At 69.6% G+C, this 24,571-nt stretch carries 23 protein-coding genes, 2 rRNA genes and 1 riboswitch; of the genes, 11 read left to right on the forward strand and 14 right to left on the reverse strand.

Annotated elements, in window-relative coordinates; all coding sequences use genetic code 11:
- Positions 1-13 precede the first annotated feature (13 nt).
- Positions 14-153, reverse strand: a riboswitch (SAM riboswitch).
- A 97-nt stretch (positions 154-250) separates the two neighbouring features.
- Positions 251-802: an RNA polymerase sigma factor gene (locus HHX41_RS27005; protein WP_169986542.1), complete on the reverse strand. Its 552-nt coding sequence runs from the start codon at positions 800-802 to the stop codon at positions 251-253.
- Between the two features lie 103 nt (positions 803-905).
- Here HHX41_RS27005 and HHX41_RS27010 point away from each other — a divergent pair, with 103 nt between their 5' ends.
- Both HHX41_RS27010 and HHX41_RS27015 read left to right on the forward strand, forming a co-directional pair.
- Positions 906-2,330, forward strand: coding sequence for a trehalose-6-phosphate synthase (locus HHX41_RS27010; RefSeq protein WP_182908235.1), 1,425 nt, complete (start codon positions 906-908; stop codon positions 2,328-2,330).
- 40 nt (positions 2,331-2,370) lie between these two features.
- The gene (locus HHX41_RS27015) at positions 2,371-3,528 is read left to right on the forward strand and encodes a sugar MFS transporter (RefSeq protein WP_182908236.1); all 1,158 of its coding nucleotides are present in this window, start codon (positions 2,371-2,373) and stop codon (positions 3,526-3,528) included.
- An 11-nt stretch (positions 3,529-3,539) separates the two neighbouring features.
- Here the strand turns inward: HHX41_RS27015 and HHX41_RS27020 are convergent, their stop codons facing one another.
- The 4 genes from HHX41_RS27020 to HHX41_RS27035 form a co-directional block, all read right to left on the reverse strand.
- Complete coding sequence (locus HHX41_RS27020; protein ID WP_169986548.1) at positions 3,540-4,139, reverse strand: hypothetical protein; 600 nt, start codon at positions 4,137-4,139, stop codon at positions 3,540-3,542.
- A 68-nt stretch (positions 4,140-4,207) separates the two neighbouring features.
- A complete protein-coding gene (locus tag HHX41_RS27025; RefSeq protein WP_182908237.1) occupies positions 4,208-4,807 on the reverse strand; it encodes a hypothetical protein in 600 nt (199 codons plus the stop codon).
- Positions 4,808-4,817: 10 nt separating this feature from the next.
- The gene (gene otsB, locus HHX41_RS27030) at positions 4,818-5,639 is read right to left on the reverse strand and encodes a trehalose-phosphatase (protein WP_182908238.1); all 822 of its coding nucleotides are present in this window, start codon (positions 5,637-5,639) and stop codon (positions 4,818-4,820) included.
- An 85-nt stretch (positions 5,640-5,724) separates the two neighbouring features.
- Positions 5,725-6,003 (reverse strand): DUF3263 domain-containing protein, encoded by a 279-nt coding sequence (locus HHX41_RS27035; RefSeq protein ID WP_169986554.1) that lies wholly within the window; start codon positions 6,001-6,003, stop codon positions 5,725-5,727.
- Positions 6,004-6,110: 107 nt separating this feature from the next.
- Between HHX41_RS27035 and HHX41_RS27040 the strand changes: the two genes are divergently transcribed.
- Positions 6,111-6,917: an S-adenosyl-l-methionine hydroxide adenosyltransferase family protein gene (locus HHX41_RS27040; protein ID WP_169986556.1), complete on the forward strand. Its 807-nt coding sequence runs from the start codon at positions 6,111-6,113 to the stop codon at positions 6,915-6,917.
- 10 nt (positions 6,918-6,927) lie between these two features.
- Here the strand turns inward: HHX41_RS27040 and HHX41_RS27045 are convergent, their stop codons facing one another.
- The 5 genes from HHX41_RS27045 to HHX41_RS27065 form a co-directional block, all read right to left on the reverse strand.
- Positions 6,928-7,944, reverse strand: a complete 1,017-nt coding sequence (locus HHX41_RS27045; RefSeq protein WP_182908239.1) for an ABC transporter ATP-binding protein — start codon at positions 7,942-7,944, stop codon at positions 6,928-6,930.
- Positions 7,928-8,959, reverse strand: coding sequence for an ABC transporter ATP-binding protein (locus tag HHX41_RS27050; RefSeq protein ID WP_310742194.1), 1,032 nt, complete (start codon positions 8,957-8,959; stop codon positions 7,928-7,930). The genes HHX41_RS27045 and HHX41_RS27050 overlap by 17 nt, the downstream gene beginning before the upstream one ends.
- A gap of 13 nt (positions 8,960-8,972) precedes the next feature.
- Positions 8,973-9,920, reverse strand: coding sequence for an ABC transporter permease (locus HHX41_RS27055; RefSeq protein WP_182908240.1), 948 nt, complete (start codon positions 9,918-9,920; stop codon positions 8,973-8,975).
- Complete coding sequence (locus HHX41_RS27060) at positions 9,913-10,839, reverse strand: ABC transporter permease (protein WP_169986562.1); 927 nt, start codon at positions 10,837-10,839, stop codon at positions 9,913-9,915. Before HHX41_RS27060 ends, HHX41_RS27055 begins: the two co-directional genes overlap by 8 nt.
- Positions 10,840-10,971: 132 nt before the next feature.
- Entirely contained in the window at positions 10,972-12,657 is a 1,686-nt protein-coding gene (locus HHX41_RS27065) for an ABC transporter substrate-binding protein (RefSeq protein ID WP_169986564.1), read from the reverse strand.
- Between the two features lie 392 nt (positions 12,658-13,049).
- Here HHX41_RS27065 and HHX41_RS27070 point away from each other — a divergent pair, with 392 nt between their 5' ends.
- From HHX41_RS27070 to HHX41_RS27085, 4 genes are all read left to right on the forward strand, one after another.
- The gene (locus tag HHX41_RS27070; RefSeq protein WP_169986566.1) at positions 13,050-13,955 is read left to right on the forward strand and encodes an ABC transporter permease; all 906 of its coding nucleotides are present in this window, start codon (positions 13,050-13,052) and stop codon (positions 13,953-13,955) included.
- Between the two features lie 106 nt (positions 13,956-14,061).
- Positions 14,062-14,790 (forward strand): ABC transporter ATP-binding protein, encoded by a 729-nt coding sequence (locus HHX41_RS27075; protein ID WP_310742197.1) that lies wholly within the window; start codon positions 14,062-14,064, stop codon positions 14,788-14,790.
- Positions 14,791-14,809: 19 nt separating this feature from the next.
- Positions 14,810-15,346, forward strand: a complete 537-nt coding sequence (locus tag HHX41_RS27080; RefSeq protein ID WP_182908241.1) for a YbhB/YbcL family Raf kinase inhibitor-like protein — start codon at positions 14,810-14,812, stop codon at positions 15,344-15,346.
- A gap of 61 nt (positions 15,347-15,407) precedes the next feature.
- A complete protein-coding gene (locus HHX41_RS27085; RefSeq protein WP_169986570.1) occupies positions 15,408-15,578 on the forward strand; it encodes a hypothetical protein in 171 nt (56 codons plus the stop codon).
- A 179-nt stretch (positions 15,579-15,757) separates the two neighbouring features.
- On the opposite strand, the gene HHX41_RS27090 is transcribed toward HHX41_RS27085, so the two are convergent.
- Complete coding sequence (locus HHX41_RS27090) at positions 15,758-16,708, reverse strand: hypothetical protein (RefSeq protein WP_182908242.1); 951 nt, start codon at positions 16,706-16,708, stop codon at positions 15,758-15,760.
- 387 nt (positions 16,709-17,095) lie between these two features.
- On the opposite strand from HHX41_RS27090, the gene HHX41_RS27095 reads away from it, so the two are divergent.
- The 4 genes from HHX41_RS27095 to HHX41_RS27110 all read left to right on the forward strand — a co-directional run bounded on the left by HHX41_RS27095 (position 17,096) and on the right by HHX41_RS27110 (position 22,086).
- Entirely contained in the window at positions 17,096-17,665 is a 570-nt protein-coding gene (locus HHX41_RS27095) for a DUF1707 domain-containing protein (protein ID WP_310742195.1), read from the forward strand.
- A 17-nt stretch (positions 17,666-17,682) separates the two neighbouring features.
- Positions 17,683-18,711, forward strand: a complete 1,029-nt coding sequence (plsX, locus tag HHX41_RS27100) for a phosphate acyltransferase PlsX (protein WP_169986574.1) — start codon at positions 17,683-17,685, stop codon at positions 18,709-18,711.
- Between the two features lie 50 nt (positions 18,712-18,761).
- Positions 18,762-20,483 carry an arginine--tRNA ligase gene (gene argS, locus HHX41_RS27105; protein WP_182908243.1) on the forward strand — a complete coding sequence of 574 codons (1,722 nt, stop codon included), beginning with the start codon at positions 18,762-18,764 and terminating at the stop codon, positions 20,481-20,483.
- Between the two features lie 289 nt (positions 20,484-20,772).
- Entirely contained in the window at positions 20,773-22,086 is a 1,314-nt protein-coding gene (locus HHX41_RS27110; protein WP_182908263.1) for a hypothetical protein, read from the forward strand.
- Positions 22,087-22,182: 96 nt separating this feature from the next.
- On the opposite strand, the gene HHX41_RS27115 is transcribed toward HHX41_RS27110, so the two are convergent.
- The 3 genes from HHX41_RS27115 to HHX41_RS27125 form a co-directional block, all read right to left on the reverse strand.
- Positions 22,183-22,566 carry a cell division protein SepF gene (locus tag HHX41_RS27115; RefSeq protein WP_139578677.1) on the reverse strand — a complete coding sequence of 128 codons (384 nt, stop codon included), beginning with the start codon at positions 22,564-22,566 and terminating at the stop codon, positions 22,183-22,185.
- A gap of 1,693 nt (positions 22,567-24,259) precedes the next feature.
- Positions 24,260-24,376 (reverse strand): 5S ribosomal RNA (gene rrf, locus HHX41_RS27120).
- 68 nt (positions 24,377-24,444) lie between these two features.
- Positions 24,445-24,571: ribosomal RNA gene (locus tag HHX41_RS27125) — 23S ribosomal RNA — on the reverse strand; the annotation flags it as partial.

The raw sequence follows: 24,571 nt of genomic DNA on the forward strand, positions 1-24,571 counted from the left end.
AAGCGAGGCCTTTCCCTCATCTTCGCTCGCGACCACCCTGGCCGCGAGCCGGAATTGGCACCTGTCCCGGCCGGGCCTCGTGGACACGAGTTCGACACCGGGGAGGTTGCCGGGGCTTCGCAGGGCCGGTCCCTCCACCCCTCTGGATGAGCATGTTCAGTTGTGGAACCTTTCCGAGAAAGGTCTCTAGCACTGTACCCCGGCGTCCTCGGTGTCCGTTCCGCTGTCTCACATAACGAGACGATTCGTATCAGCCGTATGCTTCGCCGAGGGCGTTCTGCACGTACTTGCGCGCCTGGTGGATACGGGACTTGACCGTCCCGAGGGGGATCTTCAGCTGGTCGGCGACCTGCGAATAGTCGAGCTGGCAGATGTCGCGCAGCACGAGCGCCTGGGCGAGGTCGGGCCGCTCGGCCTCCAGCGCCTCCATCGCGTCGAGCAGGTCGAGCCGCGACCCGGCGATGACACTCACCCGCCGGGGATCCGGCCGCTGATCGGGCAACTCCTCCGCCTGCTCCGACGAGCGCCGCTTCAGCGAGCGGTAGGTGGTCCTGGCACAGTTCACGGTCACGATGTGCAGCCAGGTGCTGAACTTGGCGCGCCCCTCGAACCTGCCGATGTTGCGTGCCACGGCGAGCAGCGTGTCCTGCGCGGCCTCCTCCGCGTCCTGCCGATACGGTAGAAGCCTCTCGCAGTGCCGCAGCACGTCGGGCTCGATGCGCCGCAGCAGCTCACCGAGCGCGCGATGGTCCCCCTGGGCAGCCGATCGGGCCAGGTCCTCGGTCGTGTCGTCCAGTGCCATGCCGTATCCAGCCCTTCCGCGATCGGTTGACATCCTATTGACGGAGGTCGGCTTTTATTAATCTTCCGGCATGCGCGCCCGCTCTGATCGAGGGACAACCCAGATGAGCAGCACCGTTCTTATCGCGTCCAACAGGGGCCCGGTGTCCTTCACCCTGTCGGAGGACGGCGGCCTGACCATGCGCAGGGGCGGCGGGGGCCTGGTCTCAGGTCTGTCCGAGGTGGTCAGGGACACCGACGTCCTGTGGGTCTGCGCGGCGCTGTCGGACGGCGACCGGGGCGCGGTGCGTCAGGCGCCCGGCGGCCGGCTCGACCGGGCCTTCGAGACGGGGCCGATCCGCATGCTGGACATCCCGCCCGCGGTCTTCCACCGGGCCTACAACGCCGTGGCCAACTCGACCCTCTGGTTCGTCAACCACCTGCTGTACAACACGCCCTTCTCCCCCGAGTTCGGCACGCGGTTCCGGCGCGAGTGGGAGTCGTACCGCACCTACAACGGCGCCTTCGCGCTGGCCCTGGCCGAGGAGGCGGCGCCCCGGGCGCGCGTCATGGTGCAGGACTACCACCTGACGCTGACCCCGGCGATGCTCCGGGTCGACCGGCCCGACCTGCGCATCGGCCACTTCTCCCACACGCCCTGGGCGCCGCCCGAATACTTCGCGCTGCTGCCCGAGGACGTCGCGGCGGAGGTGCTGACCGGCATCCTCGGCGCCGACCACGCGGGATTCCTCACCGCGCGCTGGGCCCGCTCCTTTATGGACTGCTGCGAAGCGCTGCTCGGGGCCCGGGTGGACCACGCCGCCCGTACGGTGACCTACGACGGGCGGATCACCAGGATCGGCGTCCACCCGCTCGGGGTGAACGGCGAGGCGCTGCGGGCCCGGGCGGCCGAGCCGGACGTCGAGTCGCACATGACCGTGATCAGGGACCTCGTGGGCGACCGCAGGCTGATCGTGCGCATCGACCGCACCGAGCTGTCCAAGAACATCGTGCGCGGCCTGCGGGCCTACCAGGAGTTCCTGGCCACCCATCCCGAGTGGCACGGCCGGGTCGTCCACCTGGCGTTCGCCTACCCCTCCCGGCACGACCTGCCCGAGTACCGCGAATACACGGCGGCCGTGCAGCGCTGCGCGAAGGAGATCGAGGACGAGTACGCCACCGAGGACTGGGACCCGCTCATCCTCAACGTCAACGACGACTACCCGCGCTCCCTGGCCGCCTACCGGCTGGCCGACGTCCTGCTCGTCAACCCGATCAGGGACGGCATGAACCTGGTGGCCAAGGAGGGCCCGATCCTGTCGCCCCGGTGCGCGCTGGTGCTGTCGCGCGAGGCGGGTGCGGCGGCCGAGCTGGGGGCCGACTCGCTGCTGGTCAACCCGTACGACGTGTCCGGCACGGCGGCGGCGCTGCACGAGGCGCTGACGCTGCCGGAGCAGGAGCGTCTCACGCGCGGCCTGCGGCTGCGGGAGGCCGCCACCGCCCTGCCGCCCCAGCGCTGGTTCGAGGACCAGCTCGCCGCGCTGCACTGAAACCACGGCTTTGTCATCGTTGCGCTAACCTTGCCTGGTTTTGGACCGGAACATAAAGGTCACCAGGGACGGCCCCACCTGGTTGATCTACCTGCAGCTCGCCACCTTCGCCACCTACCTGTACGGCCTGTCGGCCGCCGTGCCGCTCCTGCGCGCCGAACTCGGCGTGTCCCAGGCCGTCGCCGGGCTGCACGGCACCGGGATGGCGCTCGGCGGCATCGCCGGCGGGCTGGCCCTTCCCACGCTGACCAGGCGACTCGGGCGTCGTGTCGTCATCTGGGGCGGCCTGGCCGGGATGAACGCCGGGGTGCTCCTCGTCGCGTTCGGGCACTCGCTTCCGCTCACGCTCGGCGGTTTCACCCTCGCCGGCGGCTGCGGTTCGACGGCCCTGTACGTGATGATGGCGGTGCTCAGCGACCACCACGGCCCGGCCGGGGCGGCCGTCATCAGCGAGGCCAACGCGGTCGGCGTCACCGCCGGCATCGCCACCACCTACGTCTTCAGCGTGGTGGCCGAGTCGCCGATCGGCTGGCGCCCCTCGCTGTTCGTGCCGGTGGCCGCCACCCTCCTGCTGGCCCTGGTCATGGGCCGGGTATGGGTGCCGTCGGCGCCCGCCCCGCCGCCGTCGCCCGCGGCCTCTCTCCGGGTCCCGTACGGCTGGCGCTTCCACGTCGCCGGCTTCGTGCTGCTGTGCTGTGTGGCCCTGGAGTTCGCCTTCAACCTGTGGGCCGCCGCGTTGTTCGGCCAGCGGACCGGCCTGTCGCCCGGCGTGGCGGCGACCGGGCTGACCGCGATGCTGGCCGGCATGGCCGCGGGCCGGTTCGGCGGCGCCCGGCTGGCCCTGCGCTTCGCGCCGGGAGCGGTGCTGCTGGGCTCGCTCGGGGTGACCCTGGCCGGCTGGACGCTGTTCTGGACCGGGACCTCGGCCCCGGTCTGCTACGCCGGGCTCGCGCTCAGCGGGCTCGGCATCTCGGTCCAGTTCCCCATGGGCCTGACGCGCATGATCGAGGTGTCGGGAGGCCGGCCGGACCAGGCGTCCGGCACGGCCTCGATCTGGGCGGGCGCGGGCTCGGGCAGCGGGCCGTTCGTGCTCGGCGCGCTGGGGGACGGCTTCGGGACGCACACGGCGTTCCTGCTCGCGCCCGCCCTGATCGCGGTGGCCGCGGGCGGAGTCGTCGGTTCCCGGTCGCGTTCCTGACTTCCGGCCGGTCAGTTCCAGGTCGCGTTCTTGAGGATCGCGGCCAGCTGCGGGTGGTCCCACTGGTCGAGGACCAGGATCTTCGACGTGGGCAGATACCACTCACGCTGGTTGTAGTGCAGCTTCACCCGCCACTTCTTGTCGACGCAGGTCGCCGCCCACCTGTGGTAGTCCGCCTTGTGGCCGGCCCCGACCGGTCGCAGCCCCTTGTCCGCGAGCTTCCACTCGCCCTTGTAGAGCTTGTAGCTCTTGGGGCAGATGCTGACGTCGGTCGCCGGGTCGAATCCGTACTTCGACTTGTAGGACTGGAACGTGTGGCCCCCGATCTTGAGCGCCTTCGGGCCGAGGATCCAGAAGCCGTGGCACCCATAGTCGCGGAAACCGTAGTCCTCGGTGCCGAAGGTGGGACACGAGCCGGTGATGACGCGCACCCAGTCCCTGTCGTCCTTGGCCACCTTCCACGACTTGGGGATCGTGAGGGTCAGGCCGCTCCGCAGATAAACCTGCTTGGTGCCGCCGCTTTCGCTCGCGGACGCCGCCGCCGGAACCGCCAGGGACGCCGCGAGCACGGCCAGGCCGGCCGCCGCGGCCGAGATCGTCTTTCTGAACATGTCCGGCAGACTAGGCGCGCTCACTTGCGGACGACTTGCGGCCCGATAGGTGGGAGATCGCCGAGCGCTCAGTTCCAGGTCGCGTTCTCGAGGATCGCGGCGAGGCCCGGGGTCCTCCACTGGTCGATCACCAGGATCCTCGACGTCGGCAGATACCACTCGCGCTGGTTGAACCGGGCCTTCACCGTGCCCGAGGTGAGGGTCCTGCAGGTGCCCGCCCAGTCGCGGTAGTCGGCCTTGTGCCCCGGCCCGACCTGCCGCAGCCCCTTCTCGGCGAGCGTGGTCCGGCCGATGTAGAGCTTCTTCTTGACCGGGCAGGGCCCGACGTCGGTGGCCGGGTAGAACGGGCCGTCCGGCGTGTACGCCTGGAACAGCTCATGGCCGACCTTGATGGCCTTGGGGCCGAGGATCCAGAAGCTGTGGCACCCCGAGTCGCGGAAGCCGTACGTGTCCGTGCCCTTGGTGGGGCACGAGCCGGTGATGACGCGCAGCCAGTCCGCACGGTCGGCGTCGACCCGCCAGGACGAGGGGATCTTGAGGGTCAGGCCCTTGCGCAGGTGCAGCGTCTTGGTGGCCGCGGCGTCGCCCGCGTACGCCGCCGCCGGAACCGCCAGGGACGCCGCGAGCACGGCCAGGCCGGCCGCCGCGGCCGAGATCGTCTTTCTCATGCCCCGGACGTTACGCCCGGCGGGTTGCAGACGGCTTGCCCATCCTTGCCGCGAGATCGCCGAGGAAGGCGACGACGCCGTCTGGCCCGTCCACCACCACGTCGGCGCGCTCCGCCAGCGCGGTCACCTCCGTGGACCCGCTGCAGACGCGTACGCCCGGTATCCCGGCCGTCTCGACCGCGCCGAAGGCGGCCAGGTCCCCCAGGTCGTCTCCGACGAACATGACCGAGCGGGCGCCGCGCTCGGCGAGGAAGGCCGACAGGGCCCGTCCCTTGTCCATCCCGGCCGGCCGGAGCTCCAGCACCATGCGGCCCGGCTCGACCGCCAGCCCGGCCTCCTCGGCCAGCGCCGCGACCGGCCCGCGCAGCGCCTCCAGCGCCCCCATGGGGTCGGCGCACCGCCGGGTGTGCACGGCGACGGCCCGGTCCTTGTCCTCGATCCACACCCCGTCGAGGCCCGCCGTGAGCTCGGGCAGCCGGGCGCGGACCAGGTCGAGCCCCGGCGGGGGCGGCGGCGCCGTCAGGCGGCCGTCCTCCCAGCGCTCCAGGCCGTAGTGGCCGAGGATCACCAGGCCGGGCACGTCGGCGAGGGACGGCCCGCCGGAGACCTCGCCGAGGGCGAGCGCCGTACGCGGCGGGCGGCCCGTGACGATCACGACGGCGCGCACCAGCGGGGCGAGGGCGGCCAGCACGCCGGGCACGCCGGGATGCACCCGGGCGGCGGCGGGGTCGGGCACGATCGGGGAGAGCGTGCCGTCGTAGTCGAGCCCGATCACGGCGCCGGCCGGATCGGAGACGATCGCGTCGAGTCCTGCGTGCGCGGGCAGGGTCATGGCCTCACTCCGAAGGGGGTCAGATGCGTACGCCTCGACGGCCTCATGCCCCGGTGGCGGGGCTCATGCATGCGAAGGGGAAAAGCTAGGAGAGTCCGAATCGGCGGGCCGAGCGGTCACGCCGCCTGCCGGCTCTCATCCGGCGCAGCCGCTTGACGAGCATGGGGTCGTGCTCCAGCGCCGCGGGCCGGTCGATCAGCTCCCCGAGTAACTGGTAGTACCGGGTCGCGGAGATGCCGAAGGCCTCCCTGATCGCCTGCTCCTTGGCGCCCGCGTAGCGCCACCACTGGCGCTCGAACGCGAGCATCTCGCGGTCGCGGTCCGAGAGGCCGGGCCCGTCGTCGCCGGCCGGTTCGGTGTCCATCCGCTCCTCCTCGATCGGCTCGCGGGCCCGTCCCATGGTAATGCGCGAACCAGCGAGGCGAACCCGGGGTGTTCAGGCCGGGCGGGACGGACGTAGTGTCACGTGTTGTGAGCTCTGTAATCACGCTCCTGACCGACTACGGGCTGGAGGACGGGTTCGTCGCCGCGTGCCACGGCGTGATCGCGGGCATCGCTCCGCAGGCTCGGATCATCGACGTGGGTCATCTCGTCCCCGCCGGGGACGTACGGCGCGGCGCGGCCATCCTCGCGCAGACCCTGCCCTACCTGCCCGCGGGCGTCCACCTCGCGGTCGTCGATCCCGCCGTGGGCGGCAACCGGCGCCCGGTCGCGGTGGAGGCGGGAGGCCGGGTGTTCCTCGGCCCGGACAACGGCATCCTGTCGTGGGCCGTGCGTGCCGCCGGAGGCGCCGACGCGGCCTACGAGCTGACGAACACGGACCTGTTCCTGGAGAACGTCTCTCCGACGTTCCCGGGACGGGATCTGTTCGCCCCGGTGGCCGCCCACCTGTGCACCGGGCGCGCGGTCGCCGACGTGGGGCCGCCGATGCCGGTGAACCGCCTGGTGACCCTGCCCGCGCCGACCTGCCGCTTGCGGGACGGCGCGGCGGAGGGCGAGGTGCTGTCGGTGGACAGGCACGGCAACGTCCAGTTGTCGATCACCGCCTCCGACCTGGCCGAGCTCGGCGTACGGCTCGGCGACACCCTCGCCGTGTGGCTCGGGCGCCGCCAGATCACCGTGCCGTTCCGCGAGACGTTCACCGCCGTGCCGCCCGGTGACCTGGTGGCGTTCGCCGACTCCGCCGGCCTGGTCGCGATGGCGATCAACGCCGGGGACGCCGCCGACCGCCTGGGTCTGCCCCCGGGCGCGCACGTACGGCTGTCGCCCGGGCGCTGACCGGCCGGTCCTACTGGGCGTTCACCACGTCGCGGACCTCCGCGAAGTGGCAGGCGCTGGGGTGGCCGCTGCCCGGGCGCACCTCGAGCGCCGGCGCCTGCTGGGCGCAGATGTCCTGCGCCTTCCAGCACCGGGTGCGGAAGTGGCAGCCCGAGGGCGGGTTGGCCGGCGAGGGCGGGTCGCCCTGGAGGATGATCCGCTGGCGCGTCTCCCGGCCCTCCGGATCCGGCACCGGCACGGCCGACAGCAGGGCCTGCGTGTACGGATGAGTCGGGCTGTCGTAGATCTCGGCGTCCCTGCCCAGCTCGACGATCTTGCCGAGGTACATCACCGCGACCCGGTCGGAGATGTGGCGGACCACCGACAGGTCGTGCGCGATGAAGATGTAGGCGAGGTCGAACTCGTTCTGCAGCCGCTCCAGCAGGTTCATGACCTGGGCCTGGATCGACACGTCGAGCGCGGAGACCGGCTCGTCGCAGATGATGATCTCAGGCTGGAGGGCCAGGCCGCGGGCGATGCCGATGCGCTGGCGCTGGCCGCCGGAGAACTGGTGCGGGTAGCGGTTGATGTGGTCGGGGTTGAGGCCGACCACCTCGAGCAGCTCCTGCACCCGGCGCCGCCGCCCGCCCTTGGGCACGACATCCGAGTGGATCTCGAACGGCTCCCCCACGATGTCGCCGACGGTCATCCGCGGGTTCAGCGAGGTGTAGGGGTCCTGCATCACCATCTGGATGTTGCGGCGCATCCGCTTCAGCTCCGCGCCCCTGGCCGACGTGATGTCCCTGCCGTGGACGCGCACGGATCCCGACGTGGGCCGCTCCAGCGCCATCAGCAGCTTGGCCAGGGTGGACTTGCCGCAGCCCGACTCGCCGACGATGCCGAGCGTCTCACCCCGGTGCAGGTCGAAGGAGACCCCGTCCACGGCCTTGATCGCGCCGATCTGCCGCTTGACGACGACGCCCTGGGTGAGCGGGAAGTGCTTGACCAGGTCGCGGACTTCGAGGATCGACTCAGCGCTCGCCTTCATCGATGACCTCCCTCCAGTAGTGGCAGGCGCTGCCGCGGGTGCCACTGATCGTGTACAGCGGGGGAACGTCGGTCACGCAGTTGTCCCGCCGGTACGGGCACCGCGGATGGAAGGCGCAGCCCGTCGGCATCTCCAGCAGGTTGGGCGGCAGGCCCTTGATCGCGTACAGCTCCTGGCCCTTGTGGTCCACCCGGGGGATGGATTCGAGCAGCCCCTTCGAGTAGGGGTGGGCCGGGTTCTTGTACAGCTCGTGCACCGGCGCGTTCTCGACGATGCGCCCGCCGTACATGACCGCGATCTTGTCAGCGACGTCGGCGACGACGCCGAGGTCGTGGGTGATCAGGATCAGTCCCATGTTGCTGTCGCGCTGCAGTTCCGCGAGCAGCCCCATGATCTGGGCCTGGACGGTCACGTCGAGCGCCGTGGTCGGCTCGTCGGCGATCAGGATCTCCGGGTCGAGCGCGATCGCCATGGCGATCATGATGCGCTGCCGCATACCGCCCGAGAACTGGTGCGGGAAGTCGTTGACCCGCTCCTTGGCGGCCGGGATCCTGACCCGGTCCATCAGCTCGACGGCCTTCTTCTTCGCGTCCGCCCGCGAGGTGCCGCGGTGCATGCGGAACATCTCGGCGATCTGCCAGCCGACCGGGAAGACCGGGTTCAGCGAGGACAGCGCGTCCTGGAAGACCATGGAGATGCCCTCCCCGCGGATCCTCCTGCGCTGGTCCTCGGGGAGCTTGAGCAGGTCGACGCCGCGGAAGCGGATCTCGCCTCCGGTCACCTTCCCCGGCGGGATGTCGAGGATGCCCATGATGGTCTGGGCGGTGACGCTCTTGCCCGAGCCCGACTCGCCCAGTACGGCGAGCGTCTCGCCGGCGTCCACGCTGTAGGTCACGCCGTTGACTGCCTTGGCCACGCCCGCCCGGGTGCGGAACTCGACGTGGAGGTCGTCGACCTCCAGCAGGGCGCCGCTGTGGGAGCCGCTGCCCATCTGCTCGGAAAGCACTTCCGTCACTCGCTGTGCCTCCTCATCGAAGCTTCGGGTCGAGGGCGTCGCGTACGGCTTCGCCGAGCATGACGAAGGTCAGCACGCACAGGGACAGGAACCCGGCCGGGAAGAACATGGCGTGCGGACCGGTCCTGAGATAGTCCTTGTGGTCGGCGATCGCGATGCCCCAGGAGATGACCGGCGAGCGCAGACCGATGCCGAGCAGCGACAGCGTGGCCTCGGCGCCGATGAAGCTGCCGATCGTGATCGTGGCGTACACGAGGATCGGCGCCAGCGAGTTCGGCAGCAGGTGCCGGAAGATGATCCGCATCGGTCCCGCGCCGAGCGCCCTGGCGGCCTGCACGTAGTCCTGGTGCTTGGCCTGGATGACGGCCGAGCGGGCGATGCGCATCAGGATCGGCCAGCCCAGCAGGGCCAGCACGATGATGACGACCGCCATGATCATCGCTTTGCCGGGGTTCGACTGGGCCGGTGCGACGGTGCCGAGGATGATGATCGCGCCCAGCACGTACGGCAGGCCGAGGAACATCTCGCCGATGCGGGAGATGATCGCGTCGAGCCAGCGCCCGAAGTAGGCGGCGAGCACGCCGGTCAGGCCGCCGAGCAGGACGGTGGCCAGCGTGGCCAGCACGCCCACGATGATCGAGGTGCGGGCGCCGTAGATGGTCCTGGCCCACACGTCCCGGCCCTGCAGGTCGTAGCCGAACCAGGCCTCCGAGCTGGGCAGCTCCATGCTCTTGGCGAGCGTCGCGTACTCCGGGTCCTTGTGCGTGAACAGCGACGGGAAGGCCGCCATCACGAGGAACACGATCAGCATCACGAGCGAGACCCAGAAGATCTTGCGTCGCTTCAGGATGTCCCACGTGTCGCGCCAGAGGCTGCGCTGGCTGTCCCTGACCGTGACCGGGCTCGCGGCCGGATCGTCCGCACCCTTGATCAGGTCTTGCGTCGCGGTCGGGTCACTCATAGCGGATCCTCGGGTCGAGCACGCCGTAGAGGAGGTCGACGAGCAGGTTGGAGATCAGGTACACGAGCACGAGCAGCGTGGCCACGGGGACCACGATCGTGTAGTCCTGACCGTTGATGGCCCGCCACAACAGGCCGCCGATGCCGTGGATGTTGAAGATGCCCTCGGTGATGATCGCACCGGACATCAGCGAGCCGACCTCGGTGCCGAGGAACGTGAGCACCGGGATGAGCGAGTTGCGCAGCAGGTGGATCCCGACCACCCGCCGGTTGCTCAGTCCCTTGGCCACGGCCGTGCGCACGTAGTCGGAGCGCAGGTTCTCCACGATGCTCGTACGGGTGAGCCGCGCGGTGAACGCCATGTTGAGGCTGGCCAGCACGAGCGCGGGGACGATCAGCTCGGGAACCGTCGCGGCGTCCGTCACCGTCGGCTCGATCACGTGCAGCTGCACGCCGAGCACCCACTGCAGCAGGTAGGCGGTGACGAAGATCGGCAGAGAGAGCAGGAACAGCGTGGAGAGCGTCACCACGTTGTCGATGAAGCCGCCGCGCTTGAGACCCGACAGCACGCCGGCGCCGATCCCGATGATCGCCTCGAAGGCCACCGCCATCAGCGCGAGCCTGATGGTGATCGGCCAGGCGTCGCCGAGCTGGCTGGCCACCGACACGCCGTTGAAGTCGGTGCCGAGGTTGCCGGTGAGCAGGTTCTTCAGGAAGTTCCAGTACTGCACCAGGAGCGGCTGGTCCAGGCCGAACTGCTCACGCATGGCCGTGACATAGCTGTCCGGGCACGGCCGCTGGCCGCATCTCCCCGCGAACGGGTCGCCCGGGAGCTGCCAGACCATGTAGTTGATGATGAACGTCGTGCCGAGCACGACAGGCACGAGTTGCAGCAGGCGCCGGATCGCGTATCGGCCCATGCGCACCTCCGATCTGACGCTAAAGGTCGTACATGCGCCCCCCGTGGGTCAACACGGAGTTCGCGAATGGACAGCCCACGAGGCCGGCCCCGGTGGGGGAACCGGCCTCGGGGGGTTCACGTACGAGCTGTCCTACGCTTCCTTGATCGCGATCGACAGCGGGTCGAGCACGCCGAAGGGGGTGACCTTAACGCCGGTCACCCACTTGCTGGTGCCGGCCTGCAGACCGTACGACCACAGCGGAATCGCGGGCATGTCCTGCTGCAGCATAGCCTCGGCCTCCTGGTAGAGGGCGTTGGCCTGCGCGGGGTCGGTGGCGGTGTCGGCCTCGTGGAGCTTCGCGTCGAGCTCCTTGTTGCTGTAGAGACCGTCGTTGGAGGATGCGCCGGTCTTGTACAGCGGGTTCAGGAAGTTCTCGATGTGCGGGTAGTCCATCTGCCAGCCGGTGCGGTGCACGCCCTTGAGCTTGTGCTGCGTGACGACGTCGCGCAGCTCGGCGAAGGTGGGCATGTCCTTGTGCACGAACTTGAAGCCGGCGTCGGGGCCGAAGGCCTGGTTGATGCTGTTGACCGTGGCCTCGATCCACTCCTTGTGAGTGCCGTCGGCGTTGGACCAGATCGGGAACTCGGCCGGCGGGGTGTAGCCCTCGGACTTGGCCTTGGCGAGGAGCTCCTTGGCCTTGGCGGGGTTGTAGGTGCACAGGTCGCCGCAGGCGCCGTCCTTGAAGCCCTCGACGATCGGGGAGACCCAGCCGTTGATCGGGCTACGACCCTTGTTGAAGATCTTCTCAGTGATCGTCTTCCGGTCGATCGCGAGGGAGACCGCCTTGCGGAAGTCCGCGTTGCCGCCCCACTCCTTGCTGTACACCGGGAAGGTGATCGTCTGGATGACGCCCTGCTGACCGTCGATCGCGCGGTCGCCGAGGTCGGTCTTCCACTTGTCGCCAGCGAGGGCCGACGGCGGGATCAGCTCGGTGAAGTCGAGGTTGTTGGAGACCAGGTCCGCGTAGGCCGCGTTGTCGTCCTTGTACATCTTGTAGACGATCTTCTTGACCTTGGGCTTCTCCGGCCCGGGGTAGTCGGGGTTGGCCTCGACGATGATCTGCGAGTTGTGGTCCCACTGCACGAACTTGAAGGGGCCGTTCGTGACCGGCTTCTGCGCGAAGCCCTTCGGGTCCTTGAAGAACGCCTCCGGCAGGGCCGAGAAGGTCGAGTACCCCAGCTTGGTGCGGAACACCGAGATGGGCGCGGTCAGCGTGACCTTGAAGGTGAGGTCGTCGACGACCTCCAGGCCCTTCAGCTTGTCGGTCTCCGGCTTCGGAGCCTCCTTCGGCCCGTCGGGGCCGTCGGGGTCCTGCGTGTTGACCTTGTCGTAGCCCTCGATGTCACCGAACCAGAAGCTGCCGAGCTGGGCGTTCGGCGAGTAGGCGGTGTAGTTCCAGGCGTCGACGTAGTTCTTCGCGGTGACCGGCGTGCCGTCGGTCCACTTCAGACCGGACTTGAGCTTGATCGTCCACACCTTGTTGTCGGTGGTCTCGATCGACTCGGCCTGGTCGAGCTCGGGAGCGGCTGTGTCCGAGTTGTACTTCACGAGCTTGCTGTACACGAAGTCGTTGATCGTGCCGCCGCAGGTCTCGTTGATGTTTCCGGGCACGAAGCCGGTCTGGGGCTCACAGCCACGGATGTAGACGGTTCCCGACGCGGCCCGGGGGTTGTCCCCGCCGCCGCTACTGGAACCGCCGCCCCCGCCGCACGCGGCGACGCCGAGCGCAAGCAGCGCGGTGCCGGTGGCGATCTTCGCGCCCTTAGTCACGCGCATAGTGGATTGGTCCTCCCTCTAAGGATGGGCGTTCGCGCTGGTTAGCACCCGGTTTGCCGGGCTTCGTCAAACCAGCTGACGTCCTGCCAGTCGTCCGGAGCATCCCTTACCGGACGCACCAGAGGAGTCTCCGGCACGTTGCAGTTCGGTCACACGTGCGTCAGTCGGGCGTCACACACATTCCTGTGAGCCCAACCTTAAATGCCCAGCAAGGCATCAAACTCCCCTTTAGAGTACATATACCGACAGAGTGCCGGTCCTTTGGCCAAGGAGGGAGGCGACACCCGCCTCCCGGTCCCCGGACGAGGATGTCCTGGGCTACCTTTGACCAGTCGCAGCCACGTTCGGTGCGACAGCCGTCCCACCGACCTCCATCCAATAGAGTCCATGCCATGAGCCAGCCGGAATCCGCGCTCGCGGAGGCCCAGGGTGGCGGCCGAGCCCCGGAGTCGCTGGCCGCGCTCGCCGAGCGTCACGGACTACGACGCGCCATCGCACGCCCCAGCATGCCCGCCTACCTGCGCCAACTGTGGGACCGGCGGCACTTCATCCTCACGTACGCCACCTCGCGCAACGTCTCGAAGTATTCCGAGTCGATGCTCGGCCAGCTCTGGCAGGTGCTGACCCCGCTGCTCAACGCCGCGGTGTACTGGCTGATGTTCGGCGTCATCCTGGGGCAGAGCAAGTCGATCGAGAACTACCCGGCGTTCCTCATCACCGGGGTCATGGTGTTCACCTTCACCCAGCGCACGGTGATCAGCGGCGCCAAGTCCATCTCCTCGAACCTGTCGCTCATCCGGGCGCTCCACTTCCCGCGCGCCTCGCTCCCGCTCGCGTACACCATGCAGGAACTCCAGCAGCTCGGCTACTCCATGGCCGTGCTGGTCCTCCTGGTGCTCGTCACCGGGGAGCCGATCACCTGGCTCTGGCTGCTGATCCCCGTCACGCTGCTCATGCAGCTCGTCTTCAACATCGGCATGGCCATGTTCATGGCCCGCCTCGGCGCGTTCATGCGGGACCTGAACCAGCTCATGCCGTTCATCACCCGCACCTGGCTGTACGCCTCCGGCGTCTTCTACGCGATCGACGACAAGACCAGGGAGCTGCCGGAGCTCCTCCGCTGGGTCCTGGAGTTCAACCCCGCCGCCGCCTACATCGAGTTCATGCGCGATCTGCTGATCTACCAGCGATTCCCCGAGCGCTGGGCGTGGGTGACTTGTCTATTCTGGGCAGTGTTCGCGCTGATCGTCGGCTTCTGGTACTTCTGGCGGGCCGAGGAGAGGTACGGCCGTGGCTGAGCTGACCGAGGAGCTGTCGCAGGTGGCGCCCCAGCATTCCGAGACACAGAATTCCGAGACGCAGACCCCCGAGACGCGCAATCCCAAGGTCGGGACCCCGACAGTCATCGTGGACGACCTGCACATCGTCTACAAGGTGTACGGCGCCGCGAGCGAGTCCGAGAAGGGCAACGCCGCCAACGCCCTCATGCGCATCCTGCGGCGGCAGGGCCGGCCGCAGATGAAGGAGGTCCACGCCGTCAAGGGCGTGAGCTTCGTCGCCCACCACGGCGACGCCATCGGCATCATCGGCCGCAACGGCTCGGGCAAGTCGACGCTGCTGCGCGCGATCGCCGGCCTCCTGCCCCCGCACAAGGGCGCCGTCTACACCAACGGCCAGCCGTCGCTCCTCGGCGTCAACGCGGCCCTCATGAAGGAACTGACGGGCGAGCGCAACATCATCCTCGGCTGCTACGCGATGGGCATGAGCCCGGCCGAGGTCCGCGAGAAGTACGACGAGATCGTGGACTTCTCCGGCATCGGCGACTTCGTCCAGTTCCCCATGTCGACGTACTCGTCCGGCATGGGCGCCCGGCTGCGCTTCGCCATCTCCTCCGCCAAGACGCACGACGTGCTGCTCATCGACGAGGCCCTCGCGACCGGCGACCGCGAGTTCAAGAAGAAGAGCCAGCAGCGCATCAAGCAGATGCGCGACTCCGCCGGCACGGTCTTCCTGGTCGCCCACAACCTCGACGTGATCGAGGAGACGTGCAACCGGGTGATCTGGCTGCACAAGGGAAAGATCAGAATGGAAGGCGACCCCCAGGAGGTCCTGGAGGCGTACAACAAGGCCTGAGAGAAACGGAGGGGTGACCGTGCCGACGCCGCCACCGATCCCGTACGACCATCTGCCCGAGGTGCCCGCGCTGACCGTCGAGAGCGACGACGTACGCGACGGCGAGCGGCTCCCCGAGGCCCACGTGTTCAACGACTGGGGCATGAGCGGGCAGAACGTCTCCCCGCACCTGCGCTGGTCGGGCGCCCCCGAGGGCACCAGGAGCTACGCCGTCACCTGCTTCGACCCCGACGCGCCCACGGGCAGCGGCTTCTGGCACTGGGTGCTGTACGACATCCCGGCCGGTGTCACCGAACTGCCGGCGGGCGCGGGCAACGGCCCCGACTTCAAGGGGCTGCCCGAGGGCGCCAAGCACGCGCGCAACGACTTCAGCACCAAGGAGTACGGCGGAGCGGCGCCGCCTCCCGGCTATCCGCACCGCTACCTCTTCGCCGTGCACGCCCTCGGCGTGGAGTCCCTGGGCGTCGGCACCGACACGCCGCCGGCCGTGGTCGGGTTCAACATCACGGCCAACACGCTCGCCCGCGGCTATATCGCACCTTTGTACGAAACCTGATGCGGGAGGGCCGCTCGTTCCACTATGATTCGAACGGAGATTCGACATAGGGGAGGGGCGGATGAGCGACCTGGCGACGGCGATCGACAATCTGGCCGCCGAAGATCCCTCGGAGCTTCCCGTCGGGCTGATCGCCGAGCAGCTCATCGAGCTGCACTGGCAGATGGCCCGTCTGCAGGCCCAGATCGCCAGGCGCACCCACCTGCGCACGCATACCGACTCGCCGAACTAGTGCCGCACTAGCCGGCCCTGCGGGGCGCGGCCGGCATCGACGCCGGAACGGCCGGCGCCCCCGAGGGGCGCCGGCCGTTTTCGTCATCGACGTCTTTCCGGTGGTCCTGCCGTACGCGGGTCTCCGGCGCCGTTCGGCATGTCGCCTCGACCGCGGCGGCGGAGGCCCTCAGGCGTGGATCACCTGCCGTACCCGCCCTGCCGCGAGGTCGCCGGCGCGACGCTGGACACCATGCCCGGGGCGGACGAGACCGTGCTCGACGCCGCGGCGTCGGCCGTGGCCGTCGCGGAGGTGGCGAGCTCGGCCGCCGCTCCCGTCGTCGCGGCGGCTCCCTGCGCCGGAGCGTCCGTGGTGCCACGGACGGTCCTGGTGACCGCGTTGGCGTTGGCGTCGGCCCGGGCGGCGGCATCGGCGGCCGTCGTCTGGGTGCTGCTCATGGCGCCGTCCGCCGGAGTGTCGCACGGCACCAGCGCCAGCAGGCCGCCCGCGCTGCCGGCGGTCGCCGCGACGGCGCCCTTGAGGCTGAGCAGCGCGTTGAGCCTGGCGGTGACGTTGAGCCCGGCGTGGACAGCGGCGCCCACGGTGGCGACGGCCGCCGCCGAAGCGTCCACGGCGGCGGCGGTCTGGCCGGTGACGGCGACGACCGGCCTGCCGACCTGGGCGGCGAGATCCGCGGCGACGTCCACCTTGGCGGCCAGCGCCGCGTTGACGTCCGCGACCGCGACCAGGGCGGCCGTCAGGTGGGCCTCCAGCCGGGCGACCACGTTGGCGGTGACGGTGACGGTCGCGTCGGCCACGATGTCGGCCGCGATGTCGGCCGCGGCGTTGATCTGGGCGTTCGCCTCGGCCGACAGGCCGGCCGTCACGGTGCCGCAGAGCTTCGCGACGGCGACGAGGTGGGCCCTGATGTCAGCGGTCAGGTTCACCGCCACCTCGGCGGCCGCGTCGGCCTGCGCGGCGACGCCGCTCGTCGCCCCGCCGACGGCCGTGCCCTGCAGATCGGCCAGAAGCCTCGCCAGCGTCTCGACCCGGTGCTCGGTGCACTTCTGCGCGCACACGTCGGCCTGCGCGGGTGCGGCGAGCATGCCGGCGATACCGATCGTGACGGCGACGACGGCTGTCCTAACCACTCGTTTCATTGACTTGCCCCCGGTTCATATTCCTTTTCACGAGAGTGGGAATGACGAACCCAAGAACCCCCGTGCGTCGGCGAGCACGCCGACAAAGACGTCGGCATTTCTATCACTCCCGATCACGGCGGAAAGCCCTGCCGACCAGGGGATCCCCGCCCCGCACCCGCCCGGAAAGTCGGCATATCAAGGCCCGGACGACCACTTCGCGGTCACCGCAATCCCGCCTCCGGAGAAAGCCACGGTAAACACGACGCCCAGGCCCGGCGACAGATCTTTCCGCTCACTTTTAGCGACGCGCCGCCGGGCCTCGCGACCCGGCCCCGCCAGGACCGATCACGACCTCGCCATATCGCGACATATCTCGATTGGAGTTACGCTGGCAGAGTGACTCTCCTCATCCCCCATGCGGGCGACGACCCCGCACAGCGCGCTTCGGACGCCGACCGCGACCGGGTCGCCGCCGTCCTCGGCGAGGCGCTGGCCACCGGCCGCCTGACGAGCGTCGAGCACGCGGACCGGCTCGACGCCGCCTACGCCGCGGTGACCGTCGGCGACCTCGTGCCCCTGGTCAGGGACCTGCCCGACGCGGCCCATCCCCCGGCCACGCCCTCCACGGAGCGGCACCGTGTCTCCGCGGTGTTCAGCAAGATCATACGGCGCGGGCGCTGGGTCGCCGGGCGGCACACCGAACTCAGCTCGGTCTTCGGTGCGCTGATCGTGGACCTCAGCGACGCGGTGCTGCCCGGCCGTGAGGTGACGCTGGAGCTGAACTCCTTCTGCGGCAAGCTCATCGTCACCGTGCCGGCCGACGCCAGGGTGATCGACGAGGGCAGCGCGGTCTTCTCGAAGCGCTCGGTGACCGGTGGGAACGGCGACGGCGACGGCCCGCTGATCCGCGTCACCGGCAACGCGCGGTTCGGCAAGATCCTGGTCTACCGCAGGACACTTCGCTGACGGCCTACGATGCGGCCATGCAGCCCACCGGCCGTGCGCTGCCCGTGGCGCTCGACGCCATGGGCGGCGACAACGCGCCCGCGGAGATCGTCGCGGGAGCCGTACAGGCCGTGCGGGAGCGGGGCGTGCCCGTCGTCCTCGTCGGTCATCCCCGCCTGCTCTACCAGGAGCTGGCCGAGCACGACGCCGTCACCGAGATTCCCATCGTCCGCGCGGAGGAGGCGCTGGCGATGGACGAGGGCGCGCTGGCGAGCCTGAGACGGCCCCGGTCCAGCATCGCCGTCGCCTGCCACCTCGTCCGGCGTGGCGACGCCTGCGCGGTCGTGTCCGCGGGGTCGACGGCGGGCGTCGTCGCCACCGGCCGGCTGCGGCTGCGGGCCCAGCAGGGGGTCGTACGCCCCGCGATCGCGGTCGGCCTGCCGACCCTGCCCCAGCCGACCGTGCTGCTCGACGCGGGCGCCACGGCCGACGCCAAGCCGGAGATGCTGGTGCAGTTCGCCCACCTCGGCGTGGCCTACGCCGAGACGGCGCTCGGCATGCGGCGTCCCCGCGTCGGCCTGCTCACGATCGGCGCCGAGGCGGAGAAGGGCAACAAACTCGCCAAACGTGCTCACGAGCTGCTGGCCGCCACGCCCGGCATCGACTTCACCGGCAACATCGAGGGGCACGACCTGCTCACCCGCAAGGTCGACGTGGTCGTCGCCGACGGGTTCACCGGCAACATCGCGCTCAAGACCGTCGAGGGCACGGTGCGGTACGCCTTCGAGCAGTTCAGGGAGGCGATCGCGGACAGCCGCGTGGCCAGACTCGGCGGGATGCTGCAGCGGTCCCGGCTCCGGGAGCTGGCCGGCCGGCTCGATCCCGAGGCGCACGGCGGGGCCGTGCTGCTCGGTCTCAACGGCACCGTGGTGATCGCGCACGGCTCGTCACGGGCGCGCGGCGTCGCCGCCGCCTGCGAGCTCGCGGCCCGCCTGTCGGCCCAGGGCATCGTCGCCAGGATCGGCGAGCGGATCGCCTCAAACAACAAGCCGCACCGCCGCTGGTGACACCGGATATAGGACGGCGGGCGGGAGGCGCGCGCCGATAAGCTTGACGCATGACCGACCCGCAGCTCGTGCTCACCGAGCGGGTCCAGCAGGCGCTGGGTTCCGCCTTCGGTCCGGAGTACGCCACCGAAGATCCGCTGATCAGGCCCTCCCAGTTCGCCGACTACCAGGCGAACGTCGCGCTCAGCCTGGCCAAGCGGCTCCGACGTGCCCCGCGGGAGGTCGCCCAGGCGATCGCCGATCACCTCGACACGAACGACGTGAGCGTGGAGGTCAGCGGGCCCGGGTTCCTCAATCTGACGCTCCGCGACGGCTGGATCGCCGAGCAGGCCGGGCAGCGGCTGCTCGACGAGCGCATCGGCGTGCCGCAGCCGGCCCCGCAGACCGTGATCGTCGACTACTCGGCGCCGAACGCCGCCAAGGAGATGCACGTCGGCCACCTGCGCACCACGATCGTCGGCGACACCCTCGCGCGTACCCATGAGCACGTCGGCAACCAGGTGATCCGGCAGAACCACCTCGGCGACTGGGGCACCCAGTTCGGCATGCTCATCGAGCACCTCCTCGACATCGGCGAGGAGGAGGCCCTCGGCATGCTGGCCGCCGGCGACGGCAACGCCTTCTACCAGGCGGCGCGGCACAAGTTCGACAACGACAGCGAGTTCCAGCAGCGGTCCCGCCGCCGGGTGCCGCTGCTGCAGGGCGGCGACCCGGAGACCCTGCGGCTGTGGCGCGAGTTCATCGACTGCAGCAACCGCTACTTCACCAAGGTGTACCGGACGCTCGGCGTCACGCTGACCGACGACGACATCGCCGGCGAGAGCATGTACAACCCCATGCTCGCCGACGTCTGCGACGAGTTGGAGCGCACGGGCGTGGCCGAGATCAGTGAGGGCGCGCTGTGTGTGTTCCCGCCCGGATTCAAGGGCCGTGACGACCAGCCGCTGCCGCTCATCGTCCGCAAGAGCGACGGCGGGTACGGCTACGCCACCACCGACCTCGCCGCCATCCGCTACCGGGTGCGCGACCTGAAGGCCGACCGTGTCCTGTACGTCGTGGGCGCCACCCAGTCGCTCCACTTCCAGATGGTCTTCGCCGCGGCGCGGATGGCCGGCTGGCTGCACGACGACGTGAAGGCGGAGCACGTGCAGATCGGCAGCGTGCTCGGCAGCGACGGCAAGATGTTCAAGACCCGCAGCGGCGCCTCGATCAAGCTCACCGAGCTGCTCGACGAGGCCGTCGTCCGGGCCGAGGCCGTCATCGCCGAACGCGGGTACGACCCGGAGGCCCGCCGGCAGATCGCGCGCCAGGTCGGCATGGGCGCCGTCAAGTACGCGGACCTGTCGGTGAGCCACGACAGCGAGTACGTGTTCGACTTCGACCGCATGCTCGCCCTCACCGGCAACACCGGGCCGTACCTCCAGTACGCCACCGCCCGCATCCGGTCGATCTTCCGCAACGGCGGGATCGAGCCGGAGTCGGTCACCGGTCCGATCACGCTGGGCCACCCGGCCGAGCGGGCGCTCGCGCTGCAGCTGCTCGGCTTCGGCTCGGTCGTCGCCGCCGTCGCCGAACTCTCCGAGCCCCACCGGCTGTGCAACTACCTGTTCGACGTGGCCCAGGCGTTCACCTCGTTCTACGAGGGCTGCCCGGTCCTCAAGGCCGAGGAGGAGTCCGTACGGCAGTCGCGTCTGGCTCTGTCCGCGCTCACCCTGCGCGTGCTGCTGCGCGGGCTCGACCTGCTCGGCATCGAAGTCCCCGAGCGGATGTGAGCGGGGTGCCGGATCCCGCTCCGGCGGACACCGCTCCGGGGGACATCGGGAAGGGCGCGCCCTGCACCGGGAGCGGCCCTCTCGAGGCCACGGACGCCGTCCTCGCGTCAGGGGACGGCGTCCCCGCTCGATCATGGCCGGCCGCCCGTTCCGGGGCGGTCCGGCCTTGCCGAGTCCACGGGTCAGGGTCGTCCCCGGCGCGCCTCGTCCGTAACTGTCGCACCATGCGTCTAGTCTGGCGCGGTCAAGGGAGTGCCAGCCGACTCCTCGGGGAGCTTTCCGCGTGAGCATGGACCTGACCACGAGTCCGGACTTCGAAAACCTGGCCGAGGCCACGGAGCTGCACCACTACGCCGAGGCGCTGATCGTCAGCCTGGCGGCCGACGGGACGGCGCCCAACCTGCCGCCGGGGATCACGGACGTGCCGGGCTACTGGCTGGGGCCCGCCGTCGAGGCCCTCGTCCTCATCACGTCCGGCAAGGACGCCCTGGAGCCACTGGCCCTGGCGAACCAGCTGGACGAGCGGCGCACCGCCCTGTTCCTGTGCCTGGCCCTCGCCGTCTGCGGCCACGGCGACCGGATCCACGCCTCCTGGCTCGGCACCGCCTTCGGCGACCTGTCCGAAGACCGCCCGGTGACCCCCGGCCAGCGGGCGCTGTGGCTCGCCGCCGCACGCGGGGCGTACGGACCGGTCGGCAAGATCTTCGTACTGCGCAAGCTGGACGCGGTCGACGTGCCGGCCACCGACGACCGGTGGCTCAAGGCCCTCGTACCCGGTCTGCCGGAGACGGCCGTGCCTGCCTCGTTGGAGGCGTTCCCCGAACTGGCCAAGGTCCCCGAGATCGAACGGTCGCTGCGGGCGTCGGCCACCCTGAACCGCCTGCGCGAGCGCTGCACCGAGATCACCTCCACCCGGCAGACCGGCGAGGTCACCAAGGTCGTACGCGGCACCGTGTGGGCCGAGGACGAGCCGCTGGCCGTGCTCCGCGCCCTGGCGGGCCAGCGCGGCCAGGAAGGACCGCTGAGCTCGCTCACCGGGCATCTGCTGGAGGACCTGCGTCCCGACGCCGACCCCCACATGGCGGCGCTCGCTCTGCACGTGGCCGCGCCTGCCGTGAGAGCGGCCGCCGAGTCCCTCGTCGAGGTCGTGCGCGAACCGCCGCCCGACACCCTGCACGTGCCGATCCTCGGCTATCCGATCACGCTCAGGCCCGAGGGTCCCGACCAGGAGTCGATGGCGGCGGCCGAGCAGCGGCTCGTCACCGACTGCGTGCCGAAGCGCACCCGGCCCTGGGCCGGCTACGTCCTCCTGGTCCTCGCCGTCGTCGTCTTCGCCGCCGGGTTCGTGGTCTCACTGCCGCTCGCCCTCGTGGGCCTGATGATCGGCGCCGCGGGCGGGCACCTGCTGTGGCGCCATCGCATCAAGGAACACTCAGACGTGCGGTACGTCCAGACACGGGCCGGCAAGCTCGCCGACCTCGCCGACAAAGCCGTCTGGGCCCTGCACGAGTACGCCAGGGAGTCCGAGGAGCGCGCCTCCGCCGCCGCCCGGGACCTGACAGAGGTGTCCACCCTCCTGCGCCGGGGCCCGCGGGCCGCGTAGGACGCCTGCACCGCAGACGACTGTGCCCGCCGCCCAGAAGGGCGGCGGGCACAGTCTCGTACGCGGATGCGCTCCAGGCGATCACACGGATGTGCCTCAGGCGGTGGAGACCTCCACCGTCGCCGGAGTGATCAGGAAGACCTTGTCCGCGATCCGCTCGATGCGTCCCTCACAGCCGTAGGCCAAGCCTGCGGCGAAGTCGACCATTCGCGTGGCCTCCGCCGTCGACATGCTCGCCACGTCCATGACCACCGTGTGGCCCTCGCGGAAGTGCCGGCCGATCGTCAGGGCGTCGTCGTACTTCTGCGGGCGAACCATGACGATCCGGGCCGGGTCGGCATTGGGCTGCCAACGCTTGGCGGCACGCTCGGCCGCCGGCATCCAGTCGTCCTCGTACTCGTCCTCGGCATAGGTCTCGTCGTCGTACTGCTCTGCCCCGCCTAGGCCAAGGTAGCTCGCCACCTTGCGCACAGCCCCCATCGGTTCGTCCTTTTCCGGCTTGTCCTTTTCCGGGCTCGTCCCGACACACGGAACCGTAATCGACGATTCAGCGAACCCCCACCGACACGCCCGGCCGTTTAAGTGTTGTTGGCTGGATAATGTGCAGGCCGGGTACTCATGTCTTCATCGTCAATTCCGTCAGCCCTTCCAGGGTAACTCTCAAACCCGCCTACCCCATGGAACCCTTCGCAAACATTTCTCACAGTCACCCCGAACGACGGCACGCCTTCAGTAGATCACAACGGACGCCACCGATGACGGGTTCCCGAAACACGATCTTGCAGGTAGGCCCCCGTACGCCGCTCACATGAGACACGATTCACGACGAGGGCAATGAAGATCGAATTGCGCGACGAAGACACCGGAATTCTCATATCGAAAGCACTTTCGATAACGGCGATGCTGCCCTGAAGCGTGTCTCTCGGGGGCCGATATCGAGCTCAATTTGAGGTGTCTCCCGCGCCTCCGACACAGTACGGGCCCGCAATCCCGCCTGCGGAAAGAGGACGGGAAAGGCGGCCGCATCCGCCCCTCGCCGGCGCTTGTCCCCCAGCGGGTTCGCCAGCGGGTTCGGCAGCGGGAGCAGCGTCCGGCTTCCATGCCATACGGCTGTCGGCCCGAGTGACTGTCCGGACCGAGACACTGTCCGGAGCGAGGCTCTAACCGAGGCTCTAACTGGGACGCTGACCGGGACGCTGTGGGAACCGGCGGCGATCGGTCCGGGCGCGGGCGGCCCGGGCGGCAGACGGCGAATGCCTACGCGTCCCCGGGCCGTAAAACAGCGGGAGGACAACCGTGGCGTCTCCAGTAGCACCCGCCGATTCTCTCGCGGGTACCGCGGCCCGGTCGATGGCTCCCGCCCCTTGAAATCAGGACTCGACCCCGGCGCGGCAGGAACTGACCCCGCGGCGACTACGTGGGCGAGGGACGCGGGACGGGTGGAACAGGCGACGGGGCGAGGGTACACGCGCCACTGAGACATGGGATGGCGACAGCAGGGATCTGGGGGGGAGGCCGGGCCGCTGGGAGTTGGGCCGTGGAAGCTGAGACGGGGACTGGGTGGCTGGGACGCGTGTTGGGGTGGGGGTCGTGGTGTGGGTGGGGGTTGGTCACTGCGCCGGCCGGAAGGTCCGGTCCTCGCGAAGCCCGCTCCGCTGGGCCTTCGCTGCGGTCCTCCCTCCCGCCCGCTCCGCTCCCCCCACGCTCACGCGCAGCATTTTCCTGGACGCTCACGCCCAGCATCGTCGGCCTCAGGTCGGCCTCGGGTCGGCCATCGGCCTGGCCCCCACGTCCCTGAAATTCCACCACCGTCCCTGTGACGCCGCCCCCGCCCCTGCCTCTGGATGTGCCTCCGGATATGCGAAAGCCCCGGCCGTATTCGGCCGGGGCTGGATCCCACCACTTCTATGTCGTCTTCTATGTCGTCGCCGGGTCTGTGGTCCGCCAGTCCGTCAGGACCAGGCAGGTGGCGCACCCGTCTCGTTGCCCGGCCTACTGGCGGACGGCACGCAGTCGGGTTCCGGGCCTGATGCGGGTGCCGGATCGGGCCGGCACCACCACGGCCTCGGCGCAGAACCCGGGGGGCCGATCCCGACAACCCCGCAGGAAATGAAAGTGGTCTGGAAATGCGGAAGGGCCACCCCGTTTCGGGGTGGCCCTTCCTATAAAGATTGTCCGGCGGTGTCCTACTCTCCCACACCGTCCCCGGTGCAGTACCATCGGCGCTGGCAGGCTTAACTTCCGGGTTCGGAAAGTAACCGGGTGTTTCCCTGCCGCTATAACCGCCGTAACCCCATGAAACACACAACCAATCAGTGGTTGCTGTCTCTGAGATCACATAGTGGACGCGAGCATATTATGGTCAAGTCCTCGGCCTATTAGTACCGGTCAGCTCCACACATTACTGCGCTTCCACTTCCGGCCTATCAACCCCATCATCTCTAGGGGGCCTTACCCACTCTCGTGGTGGGAGACCTCATCTTGA

Source organism: Microbispora sp. H13382, assembly GCF_014161445.1.
Lineage (GTDB): Bacteria > Actinomycetota > Actinomycetes > Streptosporangiales > Streptosporangiaceae > Microbispora.